Below are 13,272 nucleotides of genomic sequence, written 5' to 3'. Positions count from 1 at the left end.
GGGCTACGGGCGCCAGGGCTACGGGGCGTTCGCGCGCTCCCCGTCACCAGACCCGGACCGATCCGCCCCGGGCGAAGGCCGGGCTGGTGGCGGCCGCCGGGACCTCCGTCAGTGGCTCCGCGACCTCCGAGACGAGGGGGCCGTGCTTGGCGGCCACCGCGTCGAGGAGGGCGAGGTCGAAGCCGTACACCCGGGCGGCATTGCCGCCGACCATGGCGGCGACCTCCTCGCGCGGCAGGCCCGCGTAAGCGATGCGCAGGCCCTCGCGGGAGAAGGGCGTGGTGCCCTCGTCGTGGGGGTAGTCGCTGCCCCACATGATCTTGTCGAGGCCGATGCGGTCCCGCAGCGGGACCTCGTGGGGGCGCATGAAGCTCGCTCCCACGAAGCAGTTGTCCCGCCAGACCTCGCTGGGGCCCTTGCCCATGGACTCCGCCAGTCCCGCCCCGAACTTGGCCTCGGCGGTGGCCGAGGCCGCCACCAGGCGGCCGTGGTAGTAGTCCAGCATCTCGATCACGCCGGGGATCCAGCCGGATCCCTGCTCCGTCAGGACCAGTTTCAGCCCGGGGTTGCGGCGGAAGGCCCCGCCGAAGATGAGGTGCCACAGGGCCCGGTGGGAGAACCAGGTGGTCTCCACCATGAAGACGGCCCGCGCCGCCGGCTCGTCGCCCAGCGGCGGCGAGGCCGAGCCCCCGTGATGGTTGACCGGCACGTCCAGCTCGTCGCAGACCGCCCAGATCGGGTCGTAGACCTGCGAGTAGAGCTCGGGCACGGTGGAGCCGGGCGGAACGCCGGGCAGCAGGACGCCGCCCGTCAGGCCCGCCTTGCGGGTGCGGCGGATCTCCTTGACCGCCGCGTCCACGTCGTTGAGCAGGATCTGCACGACGCCCGCCCGGCGGCCCGGCGCGTCCGCGCAGAAGTCCGCCAGCCACCGGTTGTGGGCCTGGAGCCCGGCCCAGCGCATCTCGTACTCGGCCGCCGTCGGGGGCTGGGCCATCAGCGAGGCCTTGGGGAAGAACGGCGGGATGGTGTTCGGGAAGAGGACCTCCGCGACGATCCCGTCGGCTTCGAGTTCGGCGAGGCGCCGAGCTGAGTTCCAGTTGCGGTCCGCCGTGTCCGCGAGGAGGTCCTCGTAGGGGTTGACGTAGGTGGCGGCCCAGGCGTCGAACTCCTCGTGGTAGCGCTTCTCCAGGTACGGCCTGTAGTCCAGCAGGTCGCCGCCCGCGTGGCAGTCGGCCGAGATGACCGTGTACCGGTCCGGGGCCCCGGTCACGGGTTCACCCCCAGCACCGGGAAGTCGTTGTCGGTCAGCCAGTGCCGGCCCACGTCGCGCGAGCGCGCCCAGGAGGCTTCGACGGCCGCCTGGTCCGCGCTCTGGCCCAGCTCGGCAGGGGTGGGCCCGATGCGGCGGGCGAGCGGCGCCAGCTTCTCGGTGTCGAAGCCGAAGACGTCCGCCGCGGCCAGGCCCAGCATCCGGCGGGTCTCCTCTACGGGGATGTCGTGGAAGGTGTTCTTCAGCCAGTTGCGGGTGTTCGGCCAGGTCCCCTCGGGGTGCGGGAAGTCCGAGCCCCACAGGATGTTGTCCACGCCGATCTCGTAGCGCTGGGCGAGCTCGCGCCGCTTGGTGTTGGTGGCGCAGATGAACACCTGGCGGTCCAGGTACTCGCTCGGCGGCCGCTTCAGCTCCTCGAACGGCGAGAGCTTCTTGCCGCCGTGGGCGCCGAGGTAGAGCCGGTCCATGAACCAGAGCTGGTTCGGCAGCCACCAGCAGCCCGACTCGGCGACGCCGAACTTCAGCCCCGGGTGCCGCTCGAAGACACCGGACCAGAGCAGGAACCACAGGGGGCGGGCCGGCCACCAGGTGACCTCGGAGACGAAGATGCCCAGGTGGTCCCCGTACTCGTGGCGCGGTGAGGACCCCGAGTGGGTGACGATCGGCATCTGCGTCTCGGCCGCCGCCGCCCACACAGGGTCGTAACGGCGGTCGTGGTAGGGGGCCTTGTCCACCCACATGGCCGGGATCATCAGGGCCCCGAGCCCGGACTCCTTGGCCCGGTGGATCTCGGCGACGACCTTGTCCGGTTCGCCGGTGATGGGCAGCAGGGCGACCCCGCAGTGCCGCTCTGGGTTCTGGGAGACGAACTCGGCCAGCCAGCGGTTGTGCGCCTGGGCGCCGGCCATGCCGAGCTCGGGGTCCTGGTCCCCGGAGAGGCCGAGGCCCACCCCGAAGGGGGCGGCGGTCTGGCTGTCCACGGCGTCGGCGTCGGGGAAGACGACTTCGGCGGCCACTCCGTCGCCGTCGAGTTCCTTCAGCCGCTGCCCGACGTCCCAGCCGCCCTTGAGGCCTTCCTCGTGGTCGTGGAACCACTTCTCGGCGAAGGCCTCGTTGCGGACTCCGAGCCGGGTGGCCTCGGCGCGGCGGGCGTCGCGCTGGCCGAGGAACTCGTCGAACTGCGGGTGGAACGCGCTGTCCAGGTAGGGGCGGTACTGCTCGGTGGGCAGTCCCGCATGACAGTCGGAGGAGATGATCAGGTACGGGTCTTCGTGCGCGCTCTCGGCGTTCATGTGGGCACCCTCAGTCAAGGATGAAGCTTTCCAGGTAGGCGGGGTTGGCGCGGTCGAGCATCGACTGCGACCGGGCGCGGATCTGCCGGTCGCTGTGCTCGCTCTCGGGCAGCATCCAGAAGCGGTCGGCGCGGATCCCGTCCACGACGTGGTCCGCGACGTCCTCGACCGGGGTGAAGTTCACTTCGTGGCCGGCCTGCTTCATGGCGGACTCGTACTGGTCGAGGCTGCGGTACGGGCTCTTGCGCGGGCGTTCCTTCGCGAACCGCTCGGGCCGGTTGCGGTGCGACTCCCACAGGCCGGTGCGCAGCATGTGCGGTCCGGGGAAGAGCACGGAGGCGCCGATCTGCGTGTCCTCCGCCTTGAGGTGGGCGTAGAGCGACTCGGTCATGGTGACCACCGCCGCCTTGGTGACCGCGTATACCGAGGCGGTGGGCAGCGGGGCGATGCCGCCGTCACCGGAGGAGGTGTTGACGACGTGGCCGGGGCCACCGGCCGCGATCATGCGGGGGACGAAGGCCTGGATGCCGTGGAAGACGCCCCACACGTTGACGGAGAAGGCCCATTTCCAGTCGTTGGGCTCGTGCTCCCACATGCGGCCCTCGGCTCCGGAGCCGACGCCCGCGTTGTTGCAGAGCACGTGCACGGCGCCGAAGGTCTCGAACGCGGCGTCCGCGAGGGAGATCACGGAGTCGCGGTCGCTGACGTCGACGATTTTGGCGAGCACCTCGGCGCCGTCCGCGGCCAGTTCGTCGGCGGCCTTGCGCAGGGCGCCCTCCTCCACGTCCGCGAGGACCACTTTCAGTCCCTCGGCGGCGAAGCGGCGGGCCATCGCGAGGCCGATGCCGCTCGCGGCTCCGGTGACCACGGCCACCTGTCCCGGTTCCAGTCGCATCAGACGCTCCCCTCGGGCGGCCCGTCGAGGATCTGCATCGGGTCGTCGTAGCGCTGGTGGATGTACGGGAGCAGGGCCTGCGCGCTGACCCGCTCGACGACCCTGCCCTTCTGGTCGGTGGTCTTCTCGCCGATGGTGAGTTCGACGAGGCGGCGTACGGGGAGATCCGCGATGGGGTCGAACATCGACTCCCGGAGCACCACGTCGCCGGTGATGTGCTCCAGCTTGCGAACCTTTTCGTTGCGGGTGCAGTGGACCAGTACCGGATCGGCGTCGAAGCCCGAACCGTCCACCGCGGGGAGGAACTTGAAGTAGAAGTCGGTCTTCGTCGTGGGCTCGGGCAGCGGCAGTTCGCGGTCCACCGCCCCGCGCACCTCCACGAAGGCGATCCCGTGCCGGGCGAGGGAGGCCCGTACGACCATGCCCTCGCGCTCGACGGTGATCTCGCCGAGCTTCTTCGGCTCGCCGAAGACCTCGCGGCCTCCGATCAGGGCGCGCTCCATGCTCATCGGCATGACCAGCGGGTACCAGCCCTCGACCCCGCCGTGCTGGGCGGCGACGGCCACCGAGCCGGCGCCGAGCGGGTAGCCGGTCAGCTCCACCTTGCTGATGTTGGCCCGCACCAGGGGCCGCTCCGCGGGCTTCAGCGGTGGCGGCAGGACCGCCGCCACCACGTCCGGGTCGGTCTCCCAGACGGCCACCACACCGGTGGACCAGATGTCGGGGAGCTTGGAACTCTTCTCGCGCGACGCGGCGATCTCGGCCTCGGTCCGCGCTCCGTACCGTACGCGTGCCATCTATCGCACCATCCTTCGTCTGGGACGCAGTCGGTTCTGTAACACAGTTACACCGCCACCGATGAAGGGTAAAGACCCTTGCACGTACCTGATCTGACGGATCGACAGAAAGCTGGACGGACACGATGACCAGAACCACGCTGACTCGCGCGGAGGTGCTGGACGCCGCCGCGTCCCTGGTCAAACAGCACGGTCCGGCCTCCCTCACCATGCGCAAGCTCGCCGCCGAGCTGGGCACCGCGGTGACCTCCATCTACTGGCACGTCGGCAACCGCGAATCGCTGCTCGACGCCCTCGTGGAGCGGACCGTGGAGGAGATGGGCGCCATCCGGCCGGTCGGCCGCAACCCCGGTGACCGCATCCTCTCGGTCGCCCGGACGCTGCGCCGCGAGCTGCGCGAGCGCCCGCACCTGATCGCGATGGTCCACGAGCGCGGCCTCACCGACCGGATGTTCCTGCCCGCCCAGCAGGCCCTGGTCCACGAGGTGCACGCGGCCGGCCTGCGCGGGGCCCGGGCCGCCGACGCGGTGCGCGCGATCCAGTTCCAGATCATCGGCTTCGTCCTGCTCGAGCGCAATCGCGAACGCTCCCCCGCCCAGTCCCCCGCCGAGGGCGACCTGTGGGACCCGGCCGACGCCCTGCACGACCCGCCACTGGCCCGCGCGCTGGCCCGGCCGGTGGATCCGGAACGGCTGTTCCAGCTGTCCGTACGAGCCCTGGTGAAAGCCCTGCTGACGCCGACCGGATAATTCCTTTGCGGACCTGCGCCGCCCCGTGATGGAATCGGTGGACACGGGGGCGGCTCCCCGGCGCGCATCCTTCTCACCTTCCTGCAAAGACCCCGCGCGCCCACTCTCCGCCCCCGTTCTTCACGTTCGCGGAGGGAAACACCCATAGCCACTGTCGAGTCCGTACTGCTGCGTCGACTCCAGACCTTCCACGTCGGCCCGGCAGCCTCGCCGACCGACACGGCCCCCGGGCCCGCCCTGCGCAGGCTCGAAGCCGAACTCCTGGGACGCGGCCACACCCTGCGCCCCGAGCTCTACGCGGCTCTGGCCTCGCTCCCCTTCGAGGAGCTGGCCGCGGCGCACCGCCGCCTCGTCGCCCTGGTCGACGGCCTGCTCGGCGCGGACCGCACGCACACCCCGCTCTTCGGGCACTTCCCGGCGATACCGGTGATCGCGCCGCGCGACACCGAACGCCTCTACGTGGACCGGGTCTTCGCACACCTCCTCCAGCAGGCGGACCACCCGTGCGTGCTCTGCGGCGAGCAGCGCACCGTCTTCCCGGTGTCCCCCTGCGCCCACCTGATCTGCCGGCTCTGCTGGGACGGCGCCGACTACTCGGCCTGCCCGCTGTGCCACCGGCGGATCGACCCCGCCGATCCGTTCCTGCGCCCCGTACGGGCCGTCGGCGCGGCCAAGCCCGCCCACCCGGGCCCGCTCCGGCTGCTGCGCCACGGCGCCGACCCCGCCGCCGACGCGACCCGGATCGTGGCGGGGCTGCTCGCCCGGCCCACCCCCCTCTCCCCGCAGGACCGCGAGGACCTGGTCACCCTGCTGCCTCTGAGCCCGGCCGCACGCGGCGAGCTCCCCGCGGAGATCCCCGTACGGGAGACCAAGACGCTGGTCCTGGCCACCCTGCTGGCCGACCCCCGGGCGCAGGACTCCGTACGCCCCCTGCTCGCCGGGCAGCTGACCACCGCCACCGATGTGCTGCGGCTGCTCGCCGTGGCCTCCGCAGGAGATCCGGGACTGCGGCCGCTGCCGCCCCGTTTCATCTCCCTCGGGCGGTCGATGCGACGCGAACTGCTCGGTGTGCTCGACGCGTTGCCCGTCCCCCACCTCGTCGAGGACCTGCTGCGGCACCCCACGGGCTGGAAGCGCGCCGCCGAGACCCTGCACCCCTTCGAACAGCACGCCCGCCACCCGCGCGCCGCGCTCGCCTTCGCCGTCCTGCGCGGCACCCCGCTGACCGGACCCCTGGGCGCGGCCCTGCGGGAGACCGCCGCCGCGCACGGAGACATCGTGCGCGTGGACCCGGACGGCAGCCGGCTCCGGCCCTCGCCCTGGGGCGGGCGCATGGAGCGGGCCCTCGCCGACGGAGCCCCGGAAGCCGCCGCCGCGCTGGCCGGGCAGCGGCCGGGCGAACTCGTCCGCCGCCTCGACCACCTGCTGCGCCTGCACACCGGCGACCTCCCGGTGGCGCAGCTCACCCGGGCGCTGCGGCGCGGGCTGCCCGGCGTGGGCCCCGGCCCCCTGCTGTCCGCGCTCGGGGCGCTGCGCGTGCGCGCCGAGGACCGGACCGGCTCGCGCCGGGTCTTCTTCCCGCGCGGCGAGGTCACCCGCGCCCAGTCGGTGGCGGAGGACCGGCCGCCGCTGCCCGCGCCCCTGGTCCGGGCGGTCGTCGGGCTGCTGGAGGCCGAAGTGCTGCGCCGGTTCGGCCTGGCCGGGCGACAGCCGTACGACCTGGCGGTGCTCGACTCCGCGCTCGCCGACCTGACCGTCCCCTTCGCCGAGCGCGACTCCGCCCGGTCCCTGGTCGCCGTCCCCCGGGGCAGCGTGCAGAGCCTGCCCCCGGGCGAGGTGCTGCGGCTCTTCCTGCACTGGACCGAGCCGACGGGCCGGCGCACCGACCTCGACCTGTCCGTGGCCTTCTTCGACGCCGACTGGCAGTTCACCGGGCGGTGCGACTACACGCGCCTGCGGCACGGGCCGACCGGAGCCGCCGTGCACTCCGGCGACCTCACCTCGGCGCCGGCGCCGGCCGGGGCCACCGAGTACGTGGACCTGGACCTGGCGAAGCTCGCCGGGCACGGGGACGCGTACGCCGTCCCGCTGGTGTTCAGCTTCAACAACGTGCCGTTCGACGAGCTGCCCGACGCCTTCGCGGGGTTCATGACCCTGCCGGCGGACGGGCCGCGCGACGCCTCGTACGATCCGCGGACCGTGCGCCAGCGCTTCGACCTGGCGGGCGAGTCCCGGGCCCACCTGCCGATGGTGGTGGACCTGGATGCCCGCCGGGCCCTGTGGGCGGACATCCACCTGCCCCCCTCGCAGACCTTCCAGAGCGTCGGTTCCTCGGGCGGCCACAAGCTGGCCGCCGCGGCCCGCGACGTCTGCGCACACTTCGCCTCCGGCGCCCGTACGACCCTGTGGGACCTCGCGGTGTGGCGTGCGGCGGCCCGCACCCGCGAAGTGGCCGTCCTGTGGCGGGCGCCACTGCCCGGGGAGCTCGACGAGCTGTGGCTCTACCGGGCCGCGGCCGGCGAGGAGCCCGCCGCCTTCGCCGCCCGGATCCGCGCCCTGGAGCCGCCCGAGGAGCGCCGGCCGCACGCGGACACCGATGCCGAGGCCGCCGAACTGGCCGCCGGGAAGCGCGCGTTCCTGGCACTGACCTCGGCGACCGTGGCTCCCGAAGGGGGTTCGGGGACGGCCTACCGGCTCTTCCCGGGGCCCGCCGAAGTACCCGGGACCTTTGCCCGGGTGACGGCCGGGGACCTCGTGGCCGAGCTGGGCTGAGCCGGGCTGAAGGCCCATCGGGCTTCGAGTGTCGGCGCGGGCCGATATCCTCTGTGACCATGCTCGCCGACCGTACGACCGCAGAGACGATGTGGCCGACCGCGTACCCACAGGGGTACGCGGTCGTCGACGTGGAGACCACCGGGCTCGCTCGCGACGACCGGATAATCTCCGCGGCCGTCTACCGGCTCGACGCCCAGGGCAACGTCGAGGACCACTGGTACACGCTGGTCAATCCGCTCCGGGACCCCGGGCCCGTCTGGATCCACGGTCTGACCAGCGACATGCTCCAGGACGCCCCGCTCTTCAAGGACATCGCCGAGGAGTTCGCGGGCCGGCTCGCCGACCGGGTACTGGTCGCGCACAACGCGATCTTCGACTGGCAGATGATCGCCCGCGAGTACGCGCGGGCCGAAGCCACCGCCCCGGTGCGTCAGCGGCTGTGCACCATCGCCCTGTCGAAGGAACTGAACCTCCCGCTGCCGAACCACAAACTGGAGTCGCTCGCCGCGCACTTCGGCGTGGTCCAGGAGCGCGCCCACCACGCGCTCGACGACGCCCGGGTCCTCGCGGAGGCGTTCCGCCCGTCCCTGCACGCGGCCGCGCGGGACAACGTACGGCTGCCCCTGCTGGAATGCCGCCCGCTGACGGAGTGGTCGGACACCCCCGCCGCCCCGCGCGTCGGGTACCAGGCCTCGTACGGGGCGGGCTCCAGCTGGCGGGCCTCGCGCAAGCGGCCGCCGTGCCCGCACCCCAACCCGGGGCGGTGGGCGGACGGCACCCCGCTCAAACAGGGCATGCGGATCGCGTTCTCCGGCGACACCTCCGTGGACCGGGAGCTGCTGGAGGACCGTGCGGTGGAGGCGGGCCTGCACATCGCGACGAGCCTGTCCCGGCTCACGAGCCTGCTCGTGACGAACGACCCGGACTCCTCGACCTCCAAGACCGTCAAGGCGAAGTCCTTCGGGACCCCGGTCGTCGACGAGGCGGCCTTCACCCAGCTGCTGCGGGACGTGGCCCCGGCACAGGACTGACTCGCCGCCCGTTGAGCCGGCCGGGTACACGCTCGGCGACTCACCCCGGTGGATCTTGTTCCTGCGGGCTGCCATGCGCAGCATGCCGCGCATGGCACGTTGCGAAGTCTGCGGGAACGATTACGGCATGTCCTTCGAAGTCCACGCACAGGGTGCTGTGCACGTCTTCGATTGCTTTTCCTGCGCCATCCACCGCATGGCGCCCATCTGTGAACACTGCCGGGTCCAGATCATCGGGCAGGGCGTAGAGGTCGAGGGACAGTGGTTCTGCGGAGGGCACTGCGCCCGCGCGGAGGGGAAGGTGGGCATCACCGACCGCGTTTGACCCCCCTCCCCGTCCCGCCCCGCATCCCCTCCCCCTCCACCACGACCCCGGACGGCCACCCGGCCGCCGGGGTCCTCGCCGCTGGGGGTACCGTCGTGGGCGTGTACCGCTTTGTACTGACCCGGCAGTGGGTGTGCCTCACCCTCATCGGCCTCGCCCTCGTCCCCGCGATGATCAAGCTGGGGTACTGGCAGTTCCACCGCCACGAGCACCGGGTCGCGCAGAACGAGCTGATCGCCGCGAACCTGCGCGCGAAACCGGTCCCGATGACCGAGGTGACCTCCCCCGGCCACGTCGTCCCGCGCGCCGACTACTGGCGTGCCGTGACCGCCACCGGCAGGTACGACTCCGCGCACGAGGTCGTCGTACGGATGCGCACCGACAACGACGACAAGGTCGGCGTCCACGTCCTCACCCCGCTGGTGCTCGCGGACGGCCGGGCGGTGCTAGTCGACCGCGGCTGGGTGCCCGGCGGTGACGATCCCCGCGCGTACCCGGCGGTCCCCGCCCCGCCCACGGGCGAGGTCACGGTCACCGGCCGGCTGAAGGCCGACGAGACCAGCGGCGGCAGCGGGATCAAGGACCGCAAGGGGCTCCCGGACCGCCAGGTGATGCTGATCAACAGCGGGCGGCAGGCGGAGTACCTGGGCAAGCCCGTCCTCGGCGGATACCTGGAACTCACCGGCCCCGTACCGGCCGACGGCAAGCCCGAGGCGGTCGCCGAGCCCGACCACGACTCGATCGGGCCGCACATGGCGTACGCCGTGCAGTGGTGGCTGTTCACCTTCGCGGTGCCGGTGGGCTGGATCGTGCTCGTACGGCGCGAGAAGCGCGACCGCCAGGCGGCCGCCGCCGCCCAGGCCGCCGCTTCCGAGCGGGAGCCGGTGGCGACCGCGTAGCGTGTCGGGCATGGATCTTGGACTGAAGGACCGTGTCTACGTAGTCACCGGCGCCACCAGGGGCCTCGGATACGCTTCCGCCCGCGAACTGACCGCCGACGGCGCGAAGGTGGTGCTGACCGGCCGGGACGCGGGCCGAGCCGAGGCCGCGGCCAACGAACTGGGCCCGAACGCGGTCGGCGTGGCGGCCGACAACTCCGACTCCCAGGCCCCCGCCCGGCTCGTCGCCACGGCCCGTGAGCGCTTCGGCCGCTTCGACGGCATCCTCATCAGCGTGGGCGGCCCGGCGCCGGGTTCGGCCGCGGACAACACCGACGAGCAGTGGACGGCGGCCTTCGAGTCGGTCTTCCTCGGCGCGGTCCGCCTCGCGCGGGCGGCGGCCGCCGAGCTCACCGACGGCGGGGTCATCGGCTTCGTCCTGTCGGGCTCCGTGCACGAGCCGATCCCGGGCCTCACCATCTCCAACGGCCTGCGCCCGGGCCTGGCCGGCTTCGCGAAGTCCCTCTCCGTGGAGCTGGGCCCGCGCGGCATCCGGGTGGTCGGCCTGCTGCCCGCCCGCATCGACACCGACCGGGTCCGCGAGCTCGACGCCCTGTCCGGAGACGCCGAGGCCGCCCGCGCGGGCAACGAGTCGCGGATCCCGCTGCGGCGTTACGGCGCCCCGGAGGAGTTCGGCCGCTCGGCGGCATTCCTGCTGTCCCCGGCCGCTTCCTACCTGACCGGTGTCATGCTCCCGGTGGACGGCGGCTCCCGCCACGGCTTCTGAGCCGTCAGGATCTCCCCCTCGGGCCTCGCGGGCCGCTCACGTCACCCGCGCCGCGCCCGGCGGGGGGTGACGTGGAGGCGGGCCTCCGTCGGAAGGGCCGCGAGCGCGGCCGAGGTGCGGGCACGGCCCAGTACCGGGCCGGCCAGCGCCGCCAGTACGTCGGCCGGCACCGCGTGCGGTTCCAGTTCCAGGGCGACCCGCAGGGCCGGGGCCCCGCGCCGCCCCCGCAGTGTGACCCGGCACCGGGCCACACCCGCCACGGCCTCCTGGACATCGGCCGCGACGGCTTCCTCCAGCGCCCGCCCGCGCAGCACGGCGAACGCCCCGTCACCGGTGTCCACGAGCACCGCCGCGAGCCGGGCCCTACGCGGCTGGGACAGCAGCCACCACAGCGCCAGCAGTACGCACACCCCGAGTCCGGCGAGCACCGCCCACCAGGGCGCCGGCCAGTCCCGCCCGTGCGGCGTCAGCAGGGGCTCATTACGGCCCCCGAACGGCCAGGACGCGCTCAGCACCGAAGCCCCCGCGGCCAGCAGGGCCAGTCCGAGCAGCGCGAGCAGGATCCGGTTGACCGTCCCGAGGCTCACCGGCGGTTCACCCGCACCCTCGGCCGTAGCTCGTCGGCCAGGCCCAGTTCGTCGACGCCGACGGCCAGTGCCGCGTCCAGGTCGGCCCGTACGTCGTCCAGTTCGCGGAAGTGGGACACCGCCCGGACCCCGATGCGGGCCCGGCCCACGCCGACCCGCACCGACCGCACCCCGGACACCTCCATGGCCCGGTCCCGCAGCACCTGCGCGGCGGCCTTGCGTTCCAGTGCGGCCCGGACCTCCGGGTGCCCGGACCTCATCGGGAGGATCCCGCGCAGTCCGGGAGTGAGGGCGTACAGCAGCAGCACGGCCCCGGCCACGGCCAGGGCACCGCCGCCGATCAGGACGCCGGTGTCCGCCGGGGTGTGCCGCTCCAGTGCGCGGGAGAGCTCGTGGCGCCAGCGCATGCCCGGGCGGTGGGCGCGCACCGCCGCCAGGTCGTACAGGAACAGCCCCGCCACCGCGAGGACGGCGAACGCCCCCACGGCGGCCGGGAGCCGCCGTGGCGACCGGAAGCGGGCGCTCACCGCAGCCGCCGGTCCCGCCCGGCGGCGGGCCGGGCCCGCGCGGGGCGCAGGTGCTCGATGTCGACGTCCACCTCGGGTACGGCCATCTCCGCGTACTCCTCGACGCGCAGGGCGACCTGACGGCGTACGGCCGCGCACTGGGCGGCGAGGTCGCAGGGGTAGGGGAGCTCGAGGACCACCCGTACGCGGGCGATGTCGTGGTGCACGGTGACGCTCGCGTGCGGCGGGGCCGCGTCCGGGGCGGGCCGGGTCAGCGCTTCCCGGGCGGCCCGGGCGGCGATCTTCGCCACGACCCGGTCGGCGATCCGGGTCGCTCCCCGCTCGGCGGGCGGCACCCGGGGCGGGGTGGAGCGGGGGGTGCTCATCGGTCCCGGTCCCGGTCCCGGTCAACGGGGCGGCCGCGGGGGCGGAAGAAGTCGCCGGGTTCCAGGTCCCCGTCGAGGAACCGGCCCACGACGAAGCCGACGGCGCCGAGCGCGGCCACCAGCAGGAAGGCCCCGAAGCCGCCGAAGTACCCGGCGAATCCCAGTGCCATGCCGGCCACCAGGCCGACGACCGCCATGCTCATGCGGGCTCCTCTACTGCAGTCGGGACTCCGGCTCCTCGTCGTCCTCGTCGGGCAGTTTGACGTCGCCGACCGCGATGTTGACCTCGACGACCTCGAGGCCGGTCATTCGCTCCACCGCCGAGACGACGTTCTCACGGACGGCCCGGGCCACGTCCCGGATCGACACGCCGTATTCCACGACGATCTCCAGGTCGATGGCGGTCTGCACCTCGCCGACCTCTGCCTTCACTCCCCGGCTGACGGTGGACTTGGCCCCGCCGGGGACGCGGTCGCGGACGGCGCCGAAGGTCCGGGAGAGGCCGCTGCCGCTGCCCATGGCGTGGACGCCGGCCACCTCGCGGGCGGCCAGGCCTGCGATCTTCTCGACGACGCCGTCTGCGACGGTCGTACGGCCTCGGTCGGCGGGCGGCTTGGCGGTGCTTCCCGAGGCGGCGGATTCGGTCATCTCGTATCCCTTCGCGGATGCGGGCTCCCGACCCACGGTAAGGCGGCGACCGCCCGCCCGCCCTTCCCGACGCGGCCGCCCCGGGTCGCCCTGCGGCGAAGTCCCCTGCCCTCCCCCAGACTCCGTCCGGGGGGACCCCCGGTTCGAACGTTCCCCGGGCACTGCCGGGACCTGCGCCTCAAACGCCGGCCCGGCTGACCAGGCGCCGAGGCCCTCGGGCTAGTGATCTGGTTTTGAGATCCTGTCGCAGTAGCGGCAGATCCGGTCGAGGATCTGGTCAGCGGTCTTGGTCCACTTGAAGGGCCTGGCCTCGTCGTTCCAGACCTTGATCCAGTCCTCGAGCGCG

Annotated in this window: 15 protein-coding genes; 6 read left to right on the top strand and 9 right to left on the bottom strand. The window is 73.2% G+C overall.

Annotation, left to right across the window (positions count from 1 at the left end):
• Window positions 1-43 precede the first annotated feature (43 nt).
• Genes OTB20_RS35800 through OTB20_RS35785 form a run of 4 tightly spaced genes read right to left on the bottom strand, consistent with a single transcriptional unit; the run spans window position 44 to window position 4,254 of the window.
• On the bottom strand, window positions 44-1,270 hold the full coding sequence (locus tag OTB20_RS35800; RefSeq protein WP_267824070.1) for an amidohydrolase family protein: 1,227 nt from the start codon (window positions 1,268-1,270) through the stop codon (window positions 44-46).
• Window positions 1,267-2,562, bottom strand: coding sequence for an amidohydrolase family protein (locus OTB20_RS35795; protein ID WP_267824069.1), 1,296 nt, complete (start codon window positions 2,560-2,562; stop codon window positions 1,267-1,269). Before OTB20_RS35795 ends, OTB20_RS35800 begins: the two co-directional genes overlap by 4 nt.
• A 10-nt stretch (window positions 2,563-2,572) precedes the next feature.
• On the bottom strand, window positions 2,573-3,457 hold the full coding sequence (locus OTB20_RS35790) for an SDR family NAD(P)-dependent oxidoreductase (RefSeq protein ID WP_267824067.1): 885 nt from the start codon (window positions 3,455-3,457) through the stop codon (window positions 2,573-2,575).
• Window positions 3,457-4,254 (bottom strand): acetoacetate decarboxylase family protein, encoded by a 798-nt coding sequence (locus OTB20_RS35785; protein WP_267824065.1) that lies wholly within the window; start codon window positions 4,252-4,254, stop codon window positions 3,457-3,459. The genes OTB20_RS35790 and OTB20_RS35785 overlap by 1 nt, the downstream gene beginning before the upstream one ends.
• A 125-nt stretch (window positions 4,255-4,379) precedes the next feature.
• Here OTB20_RS35785 and OTB20_RS35780 point away from each other — a divergent pair, with 125 nt between their 5' ends.
• From OTB20_RS35780 to OTB20_RS35750, 6 genes are all read left to right on the top strand, one after another.
• On the top strand, window positions 4,380-5,003 hold the full coding sequence (locus OTB20_RS35780) for a TetR/AcrR family transcriptional regulator (RefSeq protein ID WP_267824063.1): 624 nt from the start codon (window positions 4,380-4,382) through the stop codon (window positions 5,001-5,003).
• A 144-nt stretch (window positions 5,004-5,147) separates the two neighbouring features.
• Window positions 5,148-7,775, top strand: a complete 2,628-nt coding sequence (locus OTB20_RS35770) for an MXAN_6230/SCO0854 family RING domain-containing protein (RefSeq protein WP_324290458.1) — start codon at window positions 5,148-5,150, stop codon at window positions 7,773-7,775.
• Between the two features lie 59 nt (window positions 7,776-7,834).
• Entirely contained in the window at window positions 7,835-8,809 is a 975-nt protein-coding gene (locus OTB20_RS35765) for a DEDDh family exonuclease (RefSeq protein ID WP_267752446.1), read from the top strand.
• A 91-nt stretch (window positions 8,810-8,900) separates the two neighbouring features.
• Window positions 8,901-9,134 carry a hypothetical protein gene (locus tag OTB20_RS35760; RefSeq protein WP_112453882.1) on the top strand — a complete coding sequence of 78 codons (234 nt, stop codon included), beginning with the start codon at window positions 8,901-8,903 and terminating at the stop codon, window positions 9,132-9,134.
• A gap of 101 nt (window positions 9,135-9,235) precedes the next feature.
• The gene (locus OTB20_RS35755) at window positions 9,236-10,033 is read left to right on the top strand and encodes an SURF1 family protein (RefSeq protein WP_267824098.1); all 798 of its coding nucleotides are present in this window, start codon (window positions 9,236-9,238) and stop codon (window positions 10,031-10,033) included.
• Between the two features lie 10 nt (window positions 10,034-10,043).
• On the top strand, window positions 10,044-10,799 hold the full coding sequence (locus OTB20_RS35750) for an SDR family oxidoreductase (RefSeq protein ID WP_267824059.1): 756 nt from the start codon (window positions 10,044-10,046) through the stop codon (window positions 10,797-10,799).
• A gap of 41 nt (window positions 10,800-10,840) precedes the next feature.
• Here the strand turns inward: OTB20_RS35750 and OTB20_RS35745 are convergent, their stop codons facing one another.
• The 5 genes from OTB20_RS35745 to OTB20_RS35725 are packed head-to-tail and all read right to left on the bottom strand — an operon-like array spanning window position 10,841 to window position 12,926.
• Window positions 10,841-11,386, bottom strand: coding sequence for an alkaline shock response membrane anchor protein AmaP (locus OTB20_RS35745; protein WP_267824057.1), 546 nt, complete (start codon window positions 11,384-11,386; stop codon window positions 10,841-10,843).
• Window positions 11,383-11,913 carry a DUF6286 domain-containing protein gene (locus OTB20_RS35740; protein WP_267824055.1) on the bottom strand — a complete coding sequence of 177 codons (531 nt, stop codon included), beginning with the start codon at window positions 11,911-11,913 and terminating at the stop codon, window positions 11,383-11,385. The genes OTB20_RS35745 and OTB20_RS35740 overlap by 4 nt, the downstream gene beginning before the upstream one ends.
• Window positions 11,910-12,278 carry a hypothetical protein gene (locus OTB20_RS35735; protein ID WP_267824053.1) on the bottom strand — a complete coding sequence of 123 codons (369 nt, stop codon included), beginning with the start codon at window positions 12,276-12,278 and terminating at the stop codon, window positions 11,910-11,912. The genes OTB20_RS35740 and OTB20_RS35735 overlap by 4 nt, the downstream gene beginning before the upstream one ends.
• Window positions 12,275-12,481: a hypothetical protein gene (locus tag OTB20_RS35730; RefSeq protein ID WP_267824052.1), complete on the bottom strand. Its 207-nt coding sequence runs from the start codon at window positions 12,479-12,481 to the stop codon at window positions 12,275-12,277. Before OTB20_RS35730 ends, OTB20_RS35735 begins: the two co-directional genes overlap by 4 nt.
• A 10-nt stretch (window positions 12,482-12,491) precedes the next feature.
• Window positions 12,492-12,926 carry an Asp23/Gls24 family envelope stress response protein gene (locus OTB20_RS35725; protein WP_267824050.1) on the bottom strand — a complete coding sequence of 145 codons (435 nt, stop codon included), beginning with the start codon at window positions 12,924-12,926 and terminating at the stop codon, window positions 12,492-12,494.
• Between the last annotated feature and the right edge of the window lie 346 nt (window positions 12,927-13,272).

Source organism: Streptomyces sp. H27-H1 (assembly GCF_026627445.1).
Classification (GTDB): Bacteria; Actinomycetota; Actinomycetes; order Streptomycetales; family Streptomycetaceae; genus Streptomyces.
Note: the sequence above shows the minus strand (reverse complement) of the source record. Positions and strands in the feature narration are given on the sequence as shown.